Consider the following 20,170-nt stretch of genomic DNA (forward strand, 5'->3'; position numbering starts at 1 on the left):
ATTTTTTCATACTCAAATTCGGCAATTAATGTATTTTTATATTGGCTAAAAAAGAGAAGTCTTCTATTAGTAGCAAGTAGCATGCCCGGATACGGAACTTTATGCGTAATAATATAGCCAGTAAGTGAACAATTTAAAGTAGATATAATAACTTCGTCTTTATGTAATAGTTGTTTTGCAGCTGTTAAAATTGGATTCATTTTATACATTCCTTTTATATAGATGTAAGGATATTGTATCAAAAGTGAAAAGATTCTCAATATGTAATGTTGCATATTGAGCGTTTTAGAGATTCTTAGTTTGATAGTTCCAATATTATTTTTAAAAGAAAAAGGTACGAGGTGATTCGGTGATACGATTAGCAAAAGAGGTTGATGCGGAATCAATTATGGATATTAGAAAAGAAATTATATTATCAGAAACTACTACAAAGTTTTTTATATCATCTCCAAATAAATTACCAAATGATATTGATTCAGAAAGAGAAAAGATACAGACAAGTAGTGAAAAAGGCAACCTTTATATAGTTTACGAGGTAGATAGTAAGGTGGTTGGCTTTCTGGTTTTCAAACGATATGAACTAGAACGGTTACGACATGCAGGCACAATGGGAATGGGGATTAGGGAGGCGTATTGTAATCAAGGCATTGGTATGAAACTAATTGAATTTCTTATTAGTTGGGCTAAAGGGAAGAAAGGTTTAGAGAAAATTTGCTTAGGTGTAGTTTCTATTAATGATAGGGCAATTAAAGTGTATAAACGAACTGGCTTTGTAGAAGAAGGAAGGCAAAGAAAGCGAATTAAATATGAAGATGGATCATATGGAGACGACGTATTGATGGGTTTTTATATTGAATAGAATTCTTATTAATTAAGAAGGTGTATATGCGTTATGGTATGTACATCTTTTTTCATATGCATATTGTGAAATTCTAAAAGTAGTGTGTAATTCCCTGCCATTAACAGACTTTTCCCTATGTATAATATTAATATAGTAAAATCATAAGAACCTATATTGCAGTTTCCAATAATATACTATATAATCAGGATAAGAAAACGTTTTCATGCAAAGGGGGAAATTTCGTGTCGACTATCGAGGACGTGGCGAAATTAGCGGGGTTATCAAGGACAACGGTTTCTAGGGTGATCAATAATCATCCATATGTTTCAGATGAGAAGAAGAAAAGGGTTCAATTAGCAATGAAGCATTTAGGCTTCGTTCCTAATTCTGCGGCGAGAAGGCTTCGTAAACAAAAAACAGAAACAATTGCGGTGCTTGTTCCAAGGATTACAAATCCTTTTTTTAGTAGATTTATTGAAGCAATCGAGATTGCTGCTTCTGAACATAAATATAAACTGATTATTTGTCAAACAAGATATTTACCGGAAAAAGAGATGGAGTATTTACAATTATTATCTACGAAACAAGTAGATGGGATTATTCTATGTTCACTAGAAAATCCATGGGAGAATGTGGAGCCATACTTGCAACACGGTCCAATCGTGTTATGTAATGAATATATTGAGGAAGCAAATGTTCCAACAGTGAAGTTCGATCATGCACAGGGTGCATACATAGCTGCCAATCATGTATTAGAACAAGGATATCGTAATCTGATTTTTTGCCGTGGCAACGAAACGAAAGTAGTGAGCCAACAGCGAAAAATGGGCTTTTTACGCGCTATTACTGAAAAGAGTAGAGAAGTGGAAGCGATCGATTTTCTTGAAAACGCTTTCTCTTGGGATGATGGAAAACGAATATTCAATGAAGTATTAAAGGACAAAAAAAATCCTACCGCGATTTTGGCAGGAGGCGACGAGGTTGCAGCTGGAATTATCTCAGAGGCGAAACGCCATGGTTGGAGTATTCCAGAAGATCTCGCTGTGATCGGTTTTGATAATCAAATTTTAGCGCAGATTACAGAGCCAGGTATTACGACAATTGAACAACCAATCGACGAGATGGCCCGAAAAGTTGTCGACTTAATGATGGATAAAATCCATACGAAAAATTATCGACAAAAAGAATTGTATGAGTTTGAACTGGAGCTCTTGGTGAAAGGTTCAACGATGAAGGATACGATGTTATTAGCCTAGTAGACTATGTCTGCTAGGTTTTTTTATGTTTACAAACTACTATTCTTCGTGAACGCAATCGTCACATTTGTTATGGTATGCTTCGTGCTGCTCATCAATTTCCTTCCCGCAATGAGCACAAGTTTTCGTCGGTAAATTTCGGAAAAACTCCATTGGTTGATCGATCATGTCAATCCCTCCATTTCCATTTCTTACTATCATTGTATTAGTACAAAAAACAAAAGTCAACAACTGTTTTATAACAAAAGTGAAAATTAATGAAAAAGTTTAGGAAATGGATTATAGTTAACAATGTAGGATGTAAGTAAAAAACTTTCTCAAGTACGGAGAAAAACGGCATTCCTACGCGGTTTTAGAAAGGATGGATACATATGAAGATGACTGTTGTCGGCTTTTGGGGCGGCTTTCCAGAAGCGGGAGAAGCAACGTCGGGGTATTTGTTTGAACACGATGGTTTTCGTTTACTTGTAGACTGTGGCAGTGGTGTACTAGCACAGCTTCAAAAATATATAACACCATCTCATATAGATGCAGTTGTACTGTCGCACTATCATCACGATCATGTTGCAGACATTGGGGTATTGCAATATGCGAGATTAATTATGAGCGGGGCGAAGGGACAAATACCGGAATTACCAATATACGGTCATACGTTTGATGAGAATGGATTCCATTCTTTAACACATGAACCACATACGAAAGGAATCGCGTACAACCCAGAAGAAACACTTCAAGTTGGACCGTTCTCCATTTCATTCTTAAAAACTGTTCATCCTGTTACATGCTTTGCGATGCGTATTACAGCTGGCGATGATGTCGTAGTATATAGCGCTGATTCCAGTTATATTCCTGAATTTATTCCATTCACAAAAGATGCTGATCTTTTCATTTGTGAGTGTAATATGTATGCACATCAAGAGGCTGCAAAAGCAGGGCATATGAATAGTACAGAAGTAGCAAGTATTGCGAAAGATGCAAATGTAAAAGAACTTTTATTAACGCACTTACCGCATACAGGCAACCCATCTGATTTAGTAACAGAAGCAAAACAAATTTTCAGTGGCCATATTACGCTAGCGCATAGTGGTTACATTTGGAACTCATGAGGTGATACGATGTTATTTATTGATAATAAAGGGATTACAGATCCTAGAATAAACTTAGCAATTGAAGAATATTGTGTGAAGAATTTAGATATTAACGAAACATATTTACTGTTCTACATTAACAAACCTTCGATTATCATTGGTAAAAACCAAAACACAGTAGAAGAAATTAATGCAGATTACGTAAAAGAACAAGGTATTCATGTTGTTCGTCGTCTATCAGGCGGAGGCGCAGTATATCATGATTTAGGAAACTTAAACTTCAGCTTTATTACGAAAGATGATGGAGATAGTTTCAGCAACTTCAAAAAATTCACAGAGCCTGTAACGAAAGCGCTTGGTAAATTAGGCGTAAATGCAGAACTAAGTGGTCGTAACGATATTTTAGCTGAAGGTAGAAAAATTTCAGGTAACGCGCAGTTCTCAACGAAAGGTCGTATGTTCAGTCACGGCACGTTACTATTTGACTCTGAAATCGATCACGTTGTATCAGCACTAAAAGTGAAAATGGATAAAATTCAATCAAAAGGAATTAAATCAATCCGTAGCCGCGTTGCGAATATTACAGAGTTCTTAAACGAAAAAATGACGACAGAAGAGTTTAGACAACTTCTTCTAGAAACAATTTTCGAAGGAGAAACAGAAATTCCAACGTACGAATTAACAGAAAATGATTGGAAAGAAATCCATAAACTTTCTGAAGAGCGCTACCAAAATTGGGATTGGAATTACGGAAAATCTCCGAAGTTCAACTTACAACATTCACACCGCTTCCCAGTTGGACAAGTTGACGTTCGTCTTGAAGTGAAAAAAGGAACAGTAACAGAATGTAAAATTTACGGTGACTTCTTCGGATCACTAGATGTCCATGACATTGAAGAGCGTCTAACAGGCGTACAATTTGATAAAGATGCATTCACTGTAGCTTTAGAAGGCGTAGATATCGCACGCTACTTCGGTAATATTACAACAGAAGATTTCTTGCATTTATTCTTCTAAAAGAAGAAGCCATCCCGAAATATCTTTTGGGATGGCTTTTTTTATTATGAATTCATTTACCGTTAAAAGCGTTCCTAAAAACATCTACTAGCAGGACATTCTTTTATTATAAAGGAAGTATATATAATTAAAGGAGGATGATCGAAATGAAAAGGATAATACACTTTATATTATTGATCAGCTTCGTTATTGGAATGACAGCTTGTAACGATGAAACTTCTTCAAACCGTACGACTTTGTCTATTGGAAAGCCAGCGTAGGATAATGTCATATATTATACACATACAAATAACAAACAAAAAATAAATGATATACAAACTATGTTTCAAAATAAGAAATGGAAAAGAAATGAAACGTTTAGTAGCGTTGGTAAAACGCCAGATGTTGTCTTGTCGATAGATGAAGACAATAAAGGATTACCGACACTATATGTTACAGTCTACTTGCATGAAAATGGAGCGGACGCTCTCAATTTGTATGGAGAGTATACGGCTTTAAATAAAGAGGAAGGTGAAAAACTTAGGGGAAAGATGAGTGCATATTATCCTACAATGATTTTAGCTACAGTTTAACTATATGTTTGTACCTGTTTCTTTCACATATAATTCTCGTATCTTACTAAAGTATTCTGGAAGAAAGTGGTTTATGTATATTCGATTAATGGAATATCACTTGCTACTTTAATTTTCTTTTAATATAATTAATTTAGAATTTTTAAATATTCTAAATTTTATAAAGGTGGGGTTTGTGTGAATCTCGTTCAATCTTTGGCTGAAACGGCAAAAAAGAAGGGGGATAAACCGGCGTACATATTTATGGATCAGTCGGTCTCTTATGACCAATTAAACAAAGTGGTCACTAGGTTTTCTAGTAATTTAGCAAAAATGGGCATTGGAAAAGGGGACAATGTCGCATTAGCTGTAGGCAATTCACCACATTTTTTAGTAGGTTTATACGGAACGATGAAAGCCGGAGCAACTGTCATTCCGATTAATCCAATTTATACAGCAGACGAAATACATTACATATTACAAAATGGAGATGTAAAAACAATCATCGTACTCGACGTCCTTCTACCTGTTATACAATCTCTTACAACAAGACTTCCTTCACTTGAAAATATCATCATATGCGAAACCTCATCAGATTTTAACCATACAGAAACTGAAAAAATGAAAACGTTTACTAGTTTTGTAGGAACTGGAGATGTAACTTACGAAGGTCCTGAACTAGATGAAGAAGATGTAGCTGTTATTTTATACACTTCAGGTACAACTGGAAAGCCAAAAGGCGCTATGTTAACACATAAAAATTTATATAGTAATGCAAGCGATGTGGCGTCGTATTTACAATATACTGCGGACGATCGCGTCGTTGCGGCACTGCCGATGTTCCATGTATTTTGCTTAACAGTGGCGGTCAATGCGCCGATTGTGAACGGGGCGACTATTTTAATGTTACCGAAATTTAGTCCGAAAGAAGTATTCCGTATTTGTCGCACGTACGAACCAACGATTTTTGCTGGTGTACCGACAATGTACAATTATTTATATTTATTCGAAGAAGCAAGCGCAGAAGATGTGAAGACGCTTCGCCTTTGTATTTCAGGTGGTGCGTCAATGCCTGTTGCCCTTCTGCAAAACTTTGAAAAACGTTTTGACGTTATCGTTTCAGAAGGATACGGTTTATCAGAAGCATCACCAGTTACTTGTTTTAACCCGTTAGACCGTCCTCGTAAACCAGGATCTATTGGCACGAATATTTGGCACGTAGAAAATAAAATTGTGAACGAACTTGGGGAAGAAGTACCTGTAGGCGCAGTTGGGGAATTAATTGTTCGCGGACCTAACGTTATGAAGGGTTACTATAATGCGCCAGAAGATACTGCGGCGACAATTAAAGATGGCTGGCTATATACAGGAGACTTAGCGAAAATGGATGAAGAAGGTTACTTCTATATCGTCGATCGCAAAAAAGATATTGTTTTAGTTGGCGGTTATAACGTATATCCTCGTGAAGTAGAGGAAGTATTATATACTCATGATTCGGTAGCTGAAGTTGTCGTAATCGGTGTTCCTGATGAAAACTTAGGAGAAGCAGTGCGAGCTTACGTCGTTCTGAAGCAAACAAGCGTAACAGAAGAAGAGCTTATGCATTACTGCACGTTACATTTAGCGAAATATAAAGTGCCAATGAGCATTGAGTTTTTAACAGAATTGCCGAAGAATACAACTGGTAAGTTGTTACGAAGAGCTCTGAGAGAGAAGGCATTGCAAGTGTAAAAATACAGATATCCATCTCTATGACTACATATTTAGAGATGGATATCTTTTTGTCCCAAAAAGCTGGATTAGTTTGGATGGACAAAATTCCTACTGATTAAAGTTTCACGTTATTTTTTAGAATTGGTTAAGCTATAAGCCCATATATTTAAAACGTAATATTGCTAATAAGGAGGAGATATACGTGGAGCAGAAGGAATTACGCTTACGGAAAGTACAATATCTTATTTGTGACATTATGGATGAAATGAATATGGAGAGTGAAAAGAAGAACTTAGAAACATTGCAAAAGGTAATTGATCACCTTTCAGGGGCGATTGGGGATTTAGTGGATCCATCGGGTACGTATTCATTAGATTATTTAGAGAGGAAAGTGCATACTGCTCATTATTTATTGTTTAAAAATGATCGGAAAGCATATTTGTGTAATAAATAGGAGTATTTGTTTAATCTTTTATTTGATATTGATAATCATTATCAATATGATAGTTATGTTGGGTATATTTATATAAAGGGAGATGTCATGTTGATAATGATTAAGAAAAAATATATTAATGCATTCGTTATAGCAGCAACTTTAGCAGTTCCACTAAGTGGTTTCAATGCGCCAATTGCAAAAGCAGATGTGATTGAGATGAAGGCAGCTAGTAAACTTGCAGATGGTACATATGACGTTATTTTAAAAACGTATAAAGATCAAACGAATGAAACATCTGTTGCTTCTACATATTTAAAAAATACAAAAGTAACAATTCAAGGTGACAAAAAAATCGTTACGTTAACAGTTCAAGATAGTAGCTATTTCCAGTATCTTAAAGTAGAAGATACTAATAAATTAGGGACATTCCATGATGTAAAAGTGATTTCTGAAGATAAAACAAATAATGGTACGAAAGTTGTTCAATTTGAAATCGATGAGTTCTCGAAAAAATATAATATGCAAATGCATATATTAATTCCAGCAATTAAATATGATCATAAATATCAAGTGCAGTTTGAAATCGATGCGAGTGCAATTGAAAAGAAATCTAAGTTCTCAGATGTACCGACTTGGGCACAAGAGTCAGTTCAATATTTAGTAGACAAAGAGGCAGTACACGGTAAGCCAGATGGTACCTTTGCACCAGCTGAAAATATCGATCGTGGTTCAGCAGCAAAAATATTAGCTACTGTTTTAGGATTAGAAATTAATAAAGATGCGAAGCCATCATTCTCTGACGCGCAAAATCATTGGGCTACACCATACATCGCAGCAGTTGAAAAAGCTGGCATTGTAAAAGGTGATGATAAGGGTAACTTTAATCCGAGCGGGCTAATTAACCGTGCATCAATGGCTTCTATGCTTGTGAATGCATATAAATTAGAAAGAAATGAAAATATTAAACTACCAAAAGAATTTGCTGACTTAAAAGATCATTGGGGTACGAAGTATGCGAACATTTTAATCCAAGAAAATATTTCAGTTGGAACAGATAATGGATGGGCTCCAGATAAATCGGTAAGCCGCGCAGAAGCAGCTCAATTTATTGCGAAGACAGATAAGTTAAAGAAATAAATCGAAACTAAAATCAGTGGGATTCCATTCCCGCTGATTTTTAGCTTGTATGAAGTTTCTTATATAATAATTCTGAATTCCAAGTTGACACATGTGAATTACGGAATTAAAATGGAAAGAAATCAAACAGAATACAATAGAAGCTCATCAGAGAAACTGAAGGCGCACAACGTTCACTTTTGTGAATAGATTGTGTGCCTTTTTCTATTGTACAAACTAAGGGGGCTTTATATATGAAACAGTGGAGTAAGACAGCATTAATGAAAAGTACAGGTGTTTTATTATCAGCATTTGTCCTTTTGTCAGGGTGTGGTTCGGCAACATCCACTAACAATTCTGAAGGAAGTGCAGATAAGAAGACAGTCGAACTTTTAAATGTTTCATATGATCCAACGCGTGAGTTATATCAAGATTTCAATAAAGACTTTGCGAAGTATTGGAAAGAGAAGCATGGTCAAACAGTAAATGTAAAGCAATCACACGGGGGATCTGGAAGTCAGGCACGCTCCGTTATTGACGGCTTAGAAGCAGACGTTGTAACACTAGCGCTCGCTTATGATATTGACGCGATTAGTAAGAAGAAACAACTAGCAGAAGATTGGCAGAAGCGACTTGCGGATAATTCTACTCCGTATACATCAACGATTGTATTTCTTGTGAGAAAAGGAAACCCGAAAGGAATTAAAGATTGGGATGATTTAACGAAAAAAGGTGTGTCTGTCATTACACCAAACCCGAAAACATCTGGGGGAGCACGGTGGAACTATTTAGGGGCGTGGGGATATGCACTGAAGAAATATAACAATAGTGAAGATAAAGCGAAAGAGTTTGTCGGTCAAATTTATAAAAACGTGGAAGTACTAGATTCAGGAGCACGCGGGGCAACAACAACTTTCGTTGAAAAAGGAATTGGTGATGTGTTAATCGCTTGGGAAAATGAAGCGTTATTATCACAAAAAGAACTTGGAAAAGATAAATTCGAAATTGTAACACCTTCGATTAGTATACTTGCCGAGCCGCCAGTAGCAGTTGTAGACAAAGTCGTTGATAAAAAGGGAACGAAAAAAGTAGCAGAAGGATATCTTGAATATTTGTATTCAGAAAAAGGGCAAGAAATTGCGGCGAAAAACTTTTATCGCCCTCGTAATGAAAAAGTAGCAGAAAAGTACGCATCACAATTTCCGAAAGTTCAATTATTTACAGTTGATGAACTATTTGGAGGATGGAAAAAAGCACAAGAAAAGCATTTTAATGATGGCGGCGTATTCGATCAAATGTATAAAAAATAAGGGGGGATGAGGTGACGTTATATGAGGAAGAAGCGTGTCTTACCAGGGTTTGGATTATCTCTTGGATTTACAATGCTGTATATGAGCTTATTCGTACTTATACCACTTTCTATCGTATTTATTCAAACTTCGCAGCTAGGCTGGAAGAAGTTCGCACAAGTTATAACGAGTGAGCGTGTGTTGCATTCCTATCAAGTAAGTTTCACAACTTCACTTGCAGCGGCAATCGTAAATGCCATTTTTGGTTTATTAATTGCTTGGGTACTCGTTCGCTACACATTTCCAGGGAAGCGGTTATTAGACGGACTAATCGATTTACCATTCGCTCTTCCGACTGCTGTAGCTGGTATTACACTTACGACGCTTTATGCGGAAAATGGCTTTATTGGAAAAATATTTAGTGTGTTTCATATAAAAGTAGCTTTTACCCAGCTCGGCATTATTGTGGCGCTTACGTTTATTGGCTTACCATTTGTCGTTCGAATGGTGCAACCAGTGCTGCAAAGTATTGATAAAGAAGTAGAAGAAGCAGCTTCTAGTTTAGGGGCATCACGCTTTCAAATATTTGTGAAAATTATTTTGCCAGAAATATTCCCGGCTCTACTTGCTGGTTTTTCACTCGCCTTTGCTCGGGCGTTAGGGGAATATGGATCTGTCGTGTTCATTGCAGGTAATATGCCGATGAAAACAGAAATTGCACCGCTTATGATTATGACGAAACTAGAACAATATGATTATGCAGGCGCAACAGCTGTAGCGGCTGTGATGCTTATTATTTCTCTCCTTTTCCTACTATTTATTAATATGATTCAAACTTGGAGCAGAAGGCATGAACTGAAAAGTGAATAGGAGGGGAGAAAATGGAACCAACATTATTAGAAAAGAAAATAGTAAAAAGCGTATCAGTTAAAAAAGAATCTAAATTTGTACCAATTCTATTCATTACGATAACAATTTTATTTTTATCTCTCTTTCTATTACTGCCGCTCGTGACAATTTTTATGAAAGCGTTCGAACGAGGAATTGATGTATATATTGCCGCTGTAACAGATCAAGAAGCATTTTTGGCAATCAGGTTAACACTTCTCGTTGCATTAATTGTTGTACCGCTGAATACGATATTCGGAATAGCAGCAGCTTGGCTTATTACGAAGTTTCAGTTTAAAGGAAAGCAAGTATTATTATCTCTTATTGAACTGCCGTTTGCTGTATCACCAGTTATCGCAGGATTAGTATTCGTTTTACTTTTCACACCTCGTGCTGCTCTTGGCGGATGGTTAATGGAACACGGGATAAAGCTCATCTTCTCTGTTCCTGGCATTATCATTGCGACGATATTTGTTACGTTTCCATTCGTTGCGCGTGAATTAATCCCAGTTATGCAGGCGCAAGGGAAAAGTGAAGAAGAAGCGGCGCTATCACTTGGCGCAAGCGGCTGGAAAATGTTTTGGCACGTCACATTGCCAAATATAAAATGGGGTCTATTATACGGCATGATTTTATGTAATGCCCGGGCCATTGGTGAATTCGGCGCCGTTTCCGTTGTATCTGGTCACGTGCGCGGCATGACAAATACGATGCCGCTTCACATTGAAATTTTGTACAATGAATATCAATTTTCAGCAGCGTTCGCTGTGGCGACTTTAATGTCACTCATCGCAGTTTTTACGCTCGTTATAAAAAACTGGATTGAATGGAGAATGGAAAAACGACAATAAGGAGTGAGTGCGGTGAGTATTCAAATTCAAAATGTATCAAAACAATATGGTACATTTCAAGCGCTGACAGACATTCATTTGGATATTCCAAAAGGAGAACTTGTTGCCTTATTAGGCCCATCAGGTTCTGGGAAAACGACGTTATTACGAATTATTGCAGGCCTAGAAGAAGCGGATGGAGGTTCGATTTCTTTTGATGGGGAAGATTTAACTGATATTCACGTGAAAAACCGGCAAGTCGGTTTCGTCTTCCAGCACTATGCACTTTTTAAACATATGAATGTATTTGAAAATGTCGCTTTCGGTTTAAAAGTAAGAAAGAAAAACTTACGACCTTCAGCTGAAGTAATAAAAGAAAAAGTAACAGAACTATTGAAACTAGTAAAAATGGATGGTTTCGCAAAACGTTATCCAGCGCAATTATCTGGCGGACAACGCCAACGTATCGCACTAGCCCGGGCGCTTGCAGTCGAACCGAAAATTTTATTGTTAGATGAACCGTTCGGTGCACTTGATGCGAAAGTACGGAAAGAATTGCGAAGATGGCTCCGGAAACTACATGACGAATTTCAAATTACGAGCGTATTCGTAACGCATGACCAAGAAGAAGCGCTAGACGTTGCGGACCGCATCGTTGTAATGAATGAAGGGCGCATTGAACAAATGGGAACGCCGGAAGAAGTGTATGAAAAACCGGCAAGTCCGTTCGTATACGACTTTTTAGGAAACGTGAATTTATTTCACGGCCGCGTTCATAAAGGTAAGCTAAATGTAGGATCAGTGGAGCTAGAAGCACCAGAGCATAAGCACGTTTCAAACGTAGACGGAGTGGGATATGTAAGACCACACCACCTATCAATCGATCGTACGAAACAAAGTATAGATGCCATCCCTGCGAAAGTAACATACTCTCACGCAGTTGGCCCTGTCGTATATGTAGAATTGAAGCGCGACGGAACAGATGAGTATCTAGAAGCAGAAATTAGTAAAGAACAGTTTAGACAGCTAGGCATTCAAACAGGTGAGTTTGTATACGTACATCCGAGAGAAGTGAAAGTGTTTATTCCGGAGGATTTTGTTATTTAATAGTGAAAAGCCACACCTATATGAGTATTTATAGGTGCGGCTTTTCTTTGTTTACGTGAATGTCTGATTTTTATATATTCCGCCTCATCAATTCCCCAACCTGCGTCGCAATAAACGCAACATCAATGTCAATTTCATCCAACACGTAAGATTCTAAAATGCCCATTACAGCCGTTCCTAAAAACTTTAAAACGATGTGTTTATCAATGTTTTTATTGTGAAGATTGATGTGCTTAATATTTACGTTAAACGTGCATAACAAGTTATAATAGAAGAAATCAATAAGGAGGCTGGCTGTGAAAAGTTTTCGTTATCTCAATATATTCACTATTTTAATTGTATACACACTACTCATGTTTTACATCGGCTGGAACGGATGGGTTTGGCTTCATGCGGTATTCGGCTGGGAATCTTGGGGATATTACGCTTTCGTAGTTGGCTTCATTTCATATGCGTATATTCTCGTACAAGTATTTAAATTCCTTCCTTTCCTGCGAACGGTCGGTTCAATTTGGTTTGCGGTTATACAATACGCGCTTATGTTATTGCCGTTAGCCGATATTACAGTTTTCCTTCTACAGTTTTCAATGGAGAAAGAGACGGCAATTATTTGGACAGGAACGGTCGTTTTACTCGTATTCATCTTTATCTTTGCATATGGAGTATTCAACGCATATAGTCCAGTAGTAAGAAAGTACGAAGTGCACATACCGAAAAAAGTAGAAGGGCGTAAAAGTTTACGCATTGCGATGGCCTCTGATATGCATTTCGGTAAACTGTCTGGAGTTGCTCATTTAAAGAGATTGGTTCGTCATGTAAATGAAATGAAACCCGATATTATTTTACTGCCTGGTGATATTATCGACGATCATCCAGGTGTGTTCATTCAGAAAAATATGGGACCAATCATGAAACAGATGAAAGCTCCATTAGGCGTATATGGTGTGTTAGGAAACCACGAGTATTATGGAAGAGCGGTTCCTGAATTTTTACAAGAGATGGATAAGATTGATATTCGTATTTTGTTAGATGAAGTGATTACAATTGAAGATCATTTTTATCTCGTTGGAAGAAGAGATAAAACAGAGCGAGATCGCCAAAGTTTTGAAAGTCTAATGAGTACGGTAGATAAATCTATGCCAGTTATCGCAATGGATCATCAACCATTCGAGTTAAAACAAGCAGCGGAGGCTGGCGTTGATTTACTATTATCCGGTCACACGCACCGCGGACAAATGGCACCGAATCATATTGTCACGAGAAGAATGTACGAACTAGACTGGGGATACGCACAAAAAGGTGCATTCCACGCAATTGTTTCTTCTGGATTTGGATTCTGGGGACCACCGCTTAGACTTGGAAGTAGATCTGAGATTGTGCAGGTTGAAGTTACATTTGAATAGGATTGTGAAATAGAGAGCGGAGTGCTCTCTATTTTTTATTTAAAGGTACAAAATATTCGATTGAAGTTCTTTATTTACTCTCTGAAAAAAGAGATACTATAAGAAGACTCTGCTTGAAAAGGGGGATTTTAAGTGATCATATCAGATGTCATATACGGTGAGTTTAAAGTAGATAAAGTGTTAGAAGAATTAATTTTAAGTAAACATGTGCAAAGGCTGAAAGGGATTCATCAGGCCGGAGCAAGTTACTTAATGAACGAGAAATGGAATGTAACGCGCTTTGATCATTCAGTTGGTGCTATGTTGTTAATTAAAAAGCTTGGTGGTTCAGTAGAGGAGCAAATTGCAGGTTTACTGCATGACGTATCGCATACTGCTTTTTCTCATGTGATTGATTATGTTTTTGATAACGAAAATGAAAGTTATCATGAAGAAATATTTAGTGCTGTCGTTAAAAAGTCGGAAATCCCGGCGATTCTTTCAAAACATGGTTATAACTATGAAGATATTTTATTAGATGATTCGAAGTGGACGTTACTTGAAAGATCCGCACCAGAATTATGTGCAGACCGAGTGGATTATACATTGAGAGATATGTATACATATGGATACATTTCTTTAGAAGAGGCTCAAGAATTTTTAGATGATTTAATCGCAGTAAATGGGAAAATGGTTCTTCAAAATATCGAGATTGCTGAATGGTTTACGAAGACGTATTACAAAGAAGTAATCGATTTCTTTATGAAACCAATGAATATTTATGGAAACGATATGTTAGCTAAAACGTTAAAATTAGCTCTTCATAAAAAGGTTATTCATGTAGATGATTTTCTTCTCGAAGATGATAAGCTTATAGAGAAATTGCAGCTATGTAAAGATACAGAAGTACGTGCTTTATTAAGCAAAGTTCATCCGAATGTAAAAGTAGAAGAAGATAGAAATGATTATGATCTATATCAGAAAAATAAAGTACGTCTTATTGATCCTCCGTTACTTCATGAAGGGGAAGTTGTTCAATCGTCTATTGTGTCAGAAAACATAAGACAGATGAGCGATATCGCTTATGAAAAAGCAGTAAGAGGGATGTATGTGAAAGTGATTTCTGAGTAAAAAAGGTAGAGCATCCAATAGGGATGCTCTACCTTTTTCTCATTAATGATCAAACCAATTCCAAACCTCAATATCTCCAAGAGTAGCATAACGTATGTGAGGGGAATTTTGTAATTTTAATAACTCTTTCGACGGCCCAGTAATGACAATTCCGTATACTTTGACGCCGTTATCTTTTACATACTGATAGCGTTTATCTAAGTTTAGTTCGCTTTCAGGAAGCATAGCAACTGTACTTACAGTTTTTTTATGTGTAGAAAGAATACGCATCATTTCAATTACTTTGTCTTCTTGCGTTTTCTGTTTTTCTGTTTCATCATCAAGGAATCTTATATGTTCTGGAAAGCCTATAAAGTCGCTTCCAGATAGTATGAAATCTTCTTCGTTTATTCTTTCTTGTCCTGTGTCTAAAGCGTACCATACAGGAGTTGGAGGGAGTTCTTGTGCTTCAAATACGCTATATAAAAGTGGTTCTAATTCTTTTAAAGTGTAAGCTTTGTCAAAAGAAATTGCTACTTCTGCAACGGTTCCCTCATGTACTTTTGCAAGTGTATCCCAAACCTTTTTAGATGCTTCTTTCAAATAATCACCTTGTTTTATTTTTGGATGAACAAAGTAGATGTTCGGTTGATAGTGCATATTCACCCAAGATTTATTTGTGATATTTAAAGAAGATAAGAAGCTGCTTGTTTCTATTGTACCGAGTGGCATTTCTTTTTTACCGACCGTTTTTACTAAATCAAATTGGCTGTTTGTTCGAAAGAAAGCTTCTACACTTGTTCCGCCCCCCATAATGCGGCTATTTGGGATAGTTGCTTCAAGTGCAAGAGAAGGAACATCTCTTATTTCTTTTAGCCGTTTATCATTATCAGCTTGAAAGTAAAAGGCAGATAATACCCCGCCGATTATATATATAACGATACAAATTGCTAGTATAAAACCAACCGTTTGTAACCGATGTTTCCACTTAATCCTCCAAAAAGGAACTTTAAGATCTTTTGGCGGTAACCTTTTCTTAACGGGTTCGGTCTTCGCAAGCAACTCATCCAAATGCACTTCACACTCTTCGCAAGTCTCAATATGACTCTCTAGCTGCTCTTGTTCATCATGTGTGAGCGTTCCTTTTTCGTACTTCTCCCACAGTTTTTTGAATTTTTCACAACCCATCTGTATCACTCCTTTATGCTTTTCGTTTCTTTTCTTCCTCGGTGTAATTCAATTTTTACTTTTGCTAACGAGAGACCAGTCATTTCTGCTATTTCCTTATAAGAGAATCCGTAGTAATCTCGTAGTAGTAACACATTTCGTCTTTCGAGCGGAAGAGAGGATATACTTTGTAACCAACTAGCAATCTCATGTTTTACGAAATAAGAGTGTTCTGTACTTGGCACGTTTGGTAAGTGGAATTCTTTAATTTGCGTTGTTTTATACTTCTTTTCTTTTCGGTACCAATCGATAAAGGCGTTGTAGGCGATTGTAAATAACCACGGCCTAATTTCTTCTCCTTTATAATAGTCAATATGGACGAGCATCCGGTAAAATGTTTCTTGCATGAGATCTTCAGCACTATGAGAATCTCCGGTTAGGGAGAGAAGATAGCGAAATAAATCTTGCATATGCTCGGAGTAAATTTCTTCTAATGATTGACTTTGTTTCACTACATTTCCCTCCCTTCATACATAACAACGAAATACATATAAAAAAGTTATAATTTTTACGAAATTATAGTAAAAAACGTCAAGAATTGGATAGGATTCTCTTTTATCATAATACATATAAGGCGGGTGAACAGAGATGGAAAGCTATGAAACACAAATTCAAAGGTCAATTGATTATATTGAGGAAGATGTAATGGAAAAACAAACGCTGCGTAATTTAGCACGTGTTGCAGGTTTTTCTGAGTCGCATTTTCATCGTGTATTCCAGGCGTTAGTAGGCGATACAGTAATGGAGTATGTTCGAAAGAGGAGGTTAGCCCGGGCAGCTTATCAACTTTCTCATACGGATGAAAAAGTTATTGATATCGCATTTGAGCATGGCTTTCAATCTCACGAAACGTTCACGAGAGCCTTTAAAAAATTATTTCAAATGACACCAAGTGAATATCGAAAACAAGAAATTGAAACACCAATGTATTATAGAGTGAATGTAAAACAAAGAAAATTAAATCCATATTTAGGGGGCATACAAATGGAATATCGTATTGTAAATAAACCAGAATTTTTAATGGCGGGTTATGAGCTGAAGACGACAAGTAAAGAAGGAAAAAACCATCAAGACATTCCAGCATTTTGGCAAGAATATTTACAAAAAGATCTTGGAACGACGATTCCGAATCGTAAAGATACGAGCCAATGGGTAGAGCTAGGATTATGTACTGATTTTAATTTAGAAACAGGGGACTTCACTTATATTATTGGAATGGAAGTTACAGACTTTGAAAATGTACCAAATGCAGTTGCAAAACGTACATTCCCTGCGGCGACATATGCAGTATTTACAACGCCGAAAGTTCCTCATGAAGAAATGGTATCGTCTATTCACCAAACGTGGAATGCAGTATTCTCAGAATGGTTCCCGCATTCAGGATATGAACATTGCGGAGTTACAGAGTTTGAACAGTACGATGAGCGTTGCCATGCAGATAAGAGTGAGTTTGCTCAAGTTGAGCTTTGGATACCAGTGAAGAAGAAATAATAGAAAGAAAGACCGTTCAAAAGGTATTTTTGGACGGTCTTCTTTTATTAATAGGTTGCTACTATTGTTGTATTTTATAGTTAAGTCGATATAACTTCATTTACTAGCGCGCTGCTCCGAAAAGAGAAAGGTGCTTTATAAAAGCACCTTTTTCTACGAACTAAACGGAAACACAAGTATAATCGTCGTTCCTTTTCCAAGTTCACTATCAATGAAAATCGTTCCGTTATGGGCATGAACGAGCTGTTTTGTAATGGCGAGACCAAGTCCAGTTCCGATGTTGCTTTCTTCTGTATTCGTTCCTCTGTAATATCGCTCGAATAGAAGTTCTTTCGTTTTATCATCCATACCTTTTCCATTATCTGAAATAGATAGTCTAAATGAATTTGCATTTTGCGAAAGTTTTACGATTACGTTTGTCGTTTCATTATTATGTTTTACAGCGTTTGCGAGTAAGTTTTCGATAATACGTTGGAACCATTTTTCTTCAATAAAATATTGGATTTTGCTTGAACTTGGCACGAATTCAATGTTTTGATTTTGTAGTGTCGGGTTATTAATAAATTGTAATAGTACTTTTCGGACGAACTGATTAATTTCAACATTTACGTGTTGCGCAGGAAGAGTATCATTTTTTAATTGATATGTTAAGCTTAAGTCGTCAATTAATGTAGTCATATATTGAGATTTTTCTTTCATTACATGGCCAAATTGTTGAATGTCTTGATCCGTCCAATTATATTGCTTCGATTCTAGTAATAATGCATAGCCGTATATAGAGCTAAGCGGTGTTTTTAGATCATGCGTCAGGCCAGTAATCCACTCTTCACGTGTTTGTTGCAGTACTTTTCTCATTGCATCGTTCTTTTTCAAAGTAATAGAAAGGTGCTCTAGTGAGTTTGTAACATCTTTAAATATGCGGAACGACCATTTTTCTTTACCAGAGCGCCGAAATCGAACAGGTTTGCCTTTTTTACTAACAGGTTCTTCATATTTTCCTCCGGCTATGTTTTTAAGCCAGCGCATCGTGTGTAATAAAGGCTTTCCAAACTTATTTCCATACCAAATTGAAAGAATGACTAAATAAGCAAACACAATAAGGAGGATTAAGCTGCATCCGATTAGAAGTTTCTTGGTAAATATATCATCTAATTCATCATCTGGATAATAATGAGCGTTTGGGGCGGATACAACGACGAGATGACCGCTATTTGAATCGTAAAAACTAGATATATTTTCTTTATAATTCCACGGTTCTTTTTCATTAAGAGCCGTTTTTATAGCCGAAAATGTTTTTTTCTTCCCAGTTGGATAGGAAAAAACTTCTTCGCCATTGTTATTAAATATTTGCAGTGTTGCTTTTTCTTTAGAAAGTAATTGTTTTTCTTGTTCAGTTAATGCAAATTCATTTAATGATAAAGAAGGGTGTCCTTGTTGTATCGTTTTTAGTAATGCATTACTTTTTAGTTTGGCACCGTAAATAACGATCACTGGTTTCTTTTCTAATTTAATTTCCCAATAGTTAAATTTATAAATATTGTTGTTACTATTCTGTAAATACGTAAGTAAGGATGTCTTTGTGTAAGAGGTCGGAACATCGTTAGGCGTATTAAAGTTGTAAAGGACCTTTCCATCTTCATCTACAATTTGAAGCCAATCACTCTTTTCTGTTATTAAATCTTTTACCTCAGATTTTAAAGTAATGTTATTGTCTTCAGAAGAAATATATTCGGAGATTGTAAAGGTATCATAATCAGAAATATTAGGTTCATATAAAGTACTATTAAGAAGAAAAATTAAATAAGAAAAAGAAGCAATTACTGCGATAAGTAACGTAACTAAGACAAAAACGTGTTGTAAAATAAACTGGATTATAAGTCGTTTATTAAAATTCATATCTTTAACCTACTTTGTAATGAACTTATAGCCAAGTCCACGAACTGTTTTTATGTATTCTGGTTTACTTGGATCTTGTTCAATTTTTTCACGTAGTTTTCGAATGTGAACCATAACAGTATTATCATCTCCATTATAGGCAGGTGCTCCCCAAACTTTTTCATATAATTCTTCCTTTGAAAATACGTAGTTCGGATTCTCACAAAAGAATAGTAGTAGTTGAAAGAGTTGAGCGGAACATTCGACAACGTTTCCATCTACTGTTAGTTCCGCAGAATGTTGATCAATTTCAAATCTCCCAAAAGAAAAGGAGTATATTCTTTGTTCTTGTATGTTTTGTTTCATATGTCTTCGGAGTTGAGCTTTCATACGAGCGACTACTTCTAGTGGATTAAATGGTTTCGTAATGTAATCATCCGCACCGTATGAAAATCCGGAAATTTTATCTACATCAGATGTTTTTGCTGTTAGGAAGAAGATAGGGCAATCCGTTTTTTGGCGAATGATTGGACAAATGTCAAAACCGGATTGTCCAGGAAGCATTACATCTAAAATAATTAAATCGTAATTGTTTTGCTCGGTGAGAGATAAGGCTATTTCCGCAGATGTTGCAGTTGTAATATGAGAAAAACCTTCTTTTTCAAGAATGGTAGTTAGTAATTGTAAAATTGCTGTTTCATCATCAATGAGTAGAATATTTGCGTGATACATATGAATCCCTCCTAATTTCCTCGAATATCATATCATCTTTTTGTAATTTATGGAATTTTTAAGGAAATTTTAAGGTTTTCTTTCACAAAAAATTAAGATTCAAATGATATGATAAAAGTAACATGGGGAGGAGATGAATGTGAATCCGTTTCAAACGATGCGAGCTAGATATTTTTTAATTGTATTTGCATTATTAATTTTAATAGCACGAAGCAGTAATG

22 protein-coding genes are annotated in these 20,170 nt (G+C 36.3%); 15 read left to right on the forward strand and 7 right to left on the reverse strand.

The window, feature by feature from the left end:
• A partial coding sequence (locus AB3X49_RS07835; protein ID WP_367961372.1) for a PH domain-containing protein occupies window positions 1–209 on the reverse strand: 209 nt, incomplete at its 3' end.
• 140 nt (window positions 210–349) lie between these two features.
• Here AB3X49_RS07835 and AB3X49_RS07840 point away from each other — a divergent pair.
• Both AB3X49_RS07840 and AB3X49_RS07845 read left to right on the forward strand, forming a co-directional pair.
• Window positions 350–859 (forward strand): GNAT family N-acetyltransferase, encoded by a 510-nt coding sequence (locus AB3X49_RS07840; RefSeq protein WP_367961375.1) that lies wholly within the window; start codon window positions 350–352, stop codon window positions 857–859.
• Window positions 860–1,083: 224 nt separating this feature from the next.
• The gene (locus AB3X49_RS07845; RefSeq protein ID WP_002087115.1) at window positions 1,084–2,097 is read left to right on the forward strand and encodes a LacI family DNA-binding transcriptional regulator; all 1,014 of its coding nucleotides are present in this window, start codon (window positions 1,084–1,086) and stop codon (window positions 2,095–2,097) included.
• A gap of 39 nt (window positions 2,098–2,136) precedes the next feature.
• Here AB3X49_RS07845 and yhfH read toward each other — a convergent pair whose 3' ends face one another.
• Window positions 2,137–2,265 carry a protein YhfH gene (gene yhfH, locus AB3X49_RS07850; protein ID WP_000567010.1) on the reverse strand — a complete coding sequence of 43 codons (129 nt, stop codon included), beginning with the start codon at window positions 2,263–2,265 and terminating at the stop codon, window positions 2,137–2,139.
• 203 nt (window positions 2,266–2,468) lie between these two features.
• Between yhfH and AB3X49_RS07855 the strand changes: the two genes are divergently transcribed.
• The 10 genes from AB3X49_RS07855 (at window position 2,469) to AB3X49_RS07900 (ending at window position 12,132) form a co-directional block, all read left to right on the forward strand.
• Window positions 2,469–3,203, forward strand: coding sequence for an MBL fold metallo-hydrolase (locus AB3X49_RS07855; protein WP_367961379.1), 735 nt, complete (start codon window positions 2,469–2,471; stop codon window positions 3,201–3,203).
• A gap of 9 nt (window positions 3,204–3,212) precedes the next feature.
• The gene (lplA, locus tag AB3X49_RS07860; RefSeq protein ID WP_000897293.1) at window positions 3,213–4,202 is read left to right on the forward strand and encodes a lipoate--protein ligase; all 990 of its coding nucleotides are present in this window, start codon (window positions 3,213–3,215) and stop codon (window positions 4,200–4,202) included.
• A gap of 269 nt (window positions 4,203–4,471) precedes the next feature.
• A complete protein-coding gene (locus AB3X49_RS07865) occupies window positions 4,472–4,774 on the forward strand; it encodes a hypothetical protein (RefSeq protein WP_367961396.1) in 303 nt (100 codons plus the stop codon).
• A gap of 177 nt (window positions 4,775–4,951) precedes the next feature.
• The gene (locus AB3X49_RS07870; protein ID WP_078176968.1) at window positions 4,952–6,484 is read left to right on the forward strand and encodes a fatty acid--CoA ligase family protein; all 1,533 of its coding nucleotides are present in this window, start codon (window positions 4,952–4,954) and stop codon (window positions 6,482–6,484) included.
• 184 nt (window positions 6,485–6,668) lie between these two features.
• Window positions 6,669–6,920: a hypothetical protein gene (locus tag AB3X49_RS07875; RefSeq protein ID WP_000435463.1), complete on the forward strand. Its 252-nt coding sequence runs from the start codon at window positions 6,669–6,671 to the stop codon at window positions 6,918–6,920.
• A gap of 96 nt (window positions 6,921–7,016) precedes the next feature.
• Entirely contained in the window at window positions 7,017–8,039 is a 1,023-nt protein-coding gene (locus tag AB3X49_RS07880; RefSeq protein ID WP_367961383.1) for an S-layer homology domain-containing protein, read from the forward strand.
• A gap of 233 nt (window positions 8,040–8,272) precedes the next feature.
• Entirely contained in the window at window positions 8,273–9,328 is a 1,056-nt protein-coding gene (locus tag AB3X49_RS07885; protein ID WP_002011197.1) for a sulfate ABC transporter substrate-binding protein, read from the forward strand.
• 21 nt (window positions 9,329–9,349) lie between these two features.
• Window positions 9,350–10,177, forward strand: a complete 828-nt coding sequence (gene cysT / locus AB3X49_RS07890) for a sulfate ABC transporter permease subunit CysT (RefSeq protein ID WP_002168928.1) — start codon at window positions 9,350–9,352, stop codon at window positions 10,175–10,177.
• Window positions 10,178–10,188: 11 nt separating this feature from the next.
• On the forward strand, window positions 10,189–11,046 hold the full coding sequence (gene cysW, locus AB3X49_RS07895) for a sulfate ABC transporter permease subunit CysW (RefSeq protein WP_002168927.1): 858 nt from the start codon (window positions 10,189–10,191) through the stop codon (window positions 11,044–11,046).
• 12 nt (window positions 11,047–11,058) lie between these two features.
• Entirely contained in the window at window positions 11,059–12,132 is a 1,074-nt protein-coding gene (locus tag AB3X49_RS07900; protein WP_002125843.1) for a sulfate/molybdate ABC transporter ATP-binding protein, read from the forward strand.
• A gap of 70 nt (window positions 12,133–12,202) precedes the next feature.
• Here the strand turns inward: AB3X49_RS07900 and AB3X49_RS07905 are convergent, their stop codons facing one another.
• Complete coding sequence (locus AB3X49_RS07905; protein WP_044741124.1) at window positions 12,203–12,394, reverse strand: hypothetical protein; 192 nt, start codon at window positions 12,392–12,394, stop codon at window positions 12,203–12,205.
• Between the two features lie 34 nt (window positions 12,395–12,428).
• Between AB3X49_RS07905 and AB3X49_RS07910 the strand changes: the two genes are divergently transcribed.
• Both AB3X49_RS07910 and AB3X49_RS07915 read left to right on the forward strand, forming a co-directional pair.
• Window positions 12,429–13,535, forward strand: a complete 1,107-nt coding sequence (locus tag AB3X49_RS07910) for a metallophosphoesterase (RefSeq protein ID WP_367961386.1) — start codon at window positions 12,429–12,431, stop codon at window positions 13,533–13,535.
• Between the two features lie 132 nt (window positions 13,536–13,667).
• Window positions 13,668–14,645, forward strand: coding sequence for an HD domain-containing protein (locus AB3X49_RS07915; RefSeq protein ID WP_078213618.1), 978 nt, complete (start codon window positions 13,668–13,670; stop codon window positions 14,643–14,645).
• Window positions 14,646–14,687: 42 nt separating this feature from the next.
• Here the strand turns inward: AB3X49_RS07915 and AB3X49_RS07920 are convergent, their stop codons facing one another.
• Together AB3X49_RS07920 and AB3X49_RS07925 are read right to left on the reverse strand one after the other, a co-directional pair.
• Window positions 14,688–15,812 carry an anti-sigma factor gene (locus tag AB3X49_RS07920; protein ID WP_367961388.1) on the reverse strand — a complete coding sequence of 375 codons (1,125 nt, stop codon included), beginning with the start codon at window positions 15,810–15,812 and terminating at the stop codon, window positions 14,688–14,690.
• A 5-nt stretch (window positions 15,813–15,817) separates the two neighbouring features.
• Complete coding sequence (locus AB3X49_RS07925) at window positions 15,818–16,303, reverse strand: RNA polymerase sigma factor (protein ID WP_367961390.1); 486 nt, start codon at window positions 16,301–16,303, stop codon at window positions 15,818–15,820.
• Window positions 16,304–16,439: 136 nt separating this feature from the next.
• On the opposite strand from AB3X49_RS07925, the gene AB3X49_RS07930 reads away from it, so the two are divergent.
• Complete coding sequence (locus AB3X49_RS07930; protein ID WP_367961392.1) at window positions 16,440–17,342, forward strand: AraC family transcriptional regulator; 903 nt, start codon at window positions 16,440–16,442, stop codon at window positions 17,340–17,342.
• Between the two features lie 153 nt (window positions 17,343–17,495).
• Here AB3X49_RS07930 and AB3X49_RS07935 read toward each other — a convergent pair whose 3' ends face one another.
• Together AB3X49_RS07935 and AB3X49_RS07940 are read right to left on the reverse strand one after the other, a co-directional pair.
• Window positions 17,496–19,238 (reverse strand): ATP-binding response regulator, encoded by a 1,743-nt coding sequence (locus AB3X49_RS07935; protein ID WP_367961394.1) that lies wholly within the window; start codon window positions 19,236–19,238, stop codon window positions 17,496–17,498.
• A gap of 9 nt (window positions 19,239–19,247) precedes the next feature.
• Window positions 19,248–19,949 carry a response regulator transcription factor gene (locus tag AB3X49_RS07940; protein ID WP_002064182.1) on the reverse strand — a complete coding sequence of 234 codons (702 nt, stop codon included), beginning with the start codon at window positions 19,947–19,949 and terminating at the stop codon, window positions 19,248–19,250.
• Window positions 19,950–20,170: the final 221 nt, after the last annotated feature.

It is taken from the genome of Bacillus sp. C30 (genome assembly GCF_040838255.1).
In the GTDB taxonomy this organism is placed as follows: Bacteria; Bacillota; Bacilli; order Bacillales; family Bacillaceae_G; genus Bacillus_A; species Bacillus_A mycoides.

What these genes read in the sequence shown, in the direction of transcription:
- yhfH (WP_000567010.1), bottom strand. Translation starts at nt 2,265, where the DNA reads ATGATCGATCAACCAATGGAGTTTTTCCGAAATTTACCGACGAAAACT.
- AB3X49_RS07855 (WP_367961379.1), top strand. Translation starts at nt 2,469, where the DNA reads ATGAAGATGACTGTTGTCGGCTTTTGGGGCGGCTTTCCAGAAGCGGGA.
- lplA (WP_000897293.1), top strand. Translation starts at nt 3,213, where the DNA reads ATGTTATTTATTGATAATAAAGGGATTACAGATCCTAGAATAAACTTA.
- AB3X49_RS07880 (WP_367961383.1), top strand. Translation starts at nt 7,017, where the DNA reads ATGATTAAGAAAAAATATATTAATGCATTCGTTATAGCAGCAACTTTA.
- AB3X49_RS07885 (WP_002011197.1), top strand. Translation starts at nt 8,273, where the DNA reads ATGAAACAGTGGAGTAAGACAGCATTAATGAAAAGTACAGGTGTTTTA.
- cysT (WP_002168928.1), top strand. Translation starts at nt 9,350, where the DNA reads ATGAGGAAGAAGCGTGTCTTACCAGGGTTTGGATTATCTCTTGGATTT.
- cysW (WP_002168927.1), top strand. Translation starts at nt 10,189, where the DNA reads ATGGAACCAACATTATTAGAAAAGAAAATAGTAAAAAGCGTATCAGTT.
- AB3X49_RS07920 (WP_367961388.1), bottom strand. Translation starts at nt 15,812, where the DNA reads ATGGGTTGTGAAAAATTCAAAAAACTGTGGGAGAAGTACGAAAAAGGA.
- AB3X49_RS07930 (WP_367961392.1), top strand. Translation starts at nt 16,440, where the DNA reads ATGGAAAGCTATGAAACACAAATTCAAAGGTCAATTGATTATATTGAG.
- AB3X49_RS07935 (WP_367961394.1), bottom strand. Translation starts at nt 19,238, where the DNA reads ATGAATTTTAATAAACGACTTATAATCCAGTTTATTTTACAACACGTT.
- AB3X49_RS07940 (WP_002064182.1), bottom strand. Translation starts at nt 19,949, where the DNA reads ATGTATCACGCAAATATTCTACTCATTGATGATGAAACAGCAATTTTA.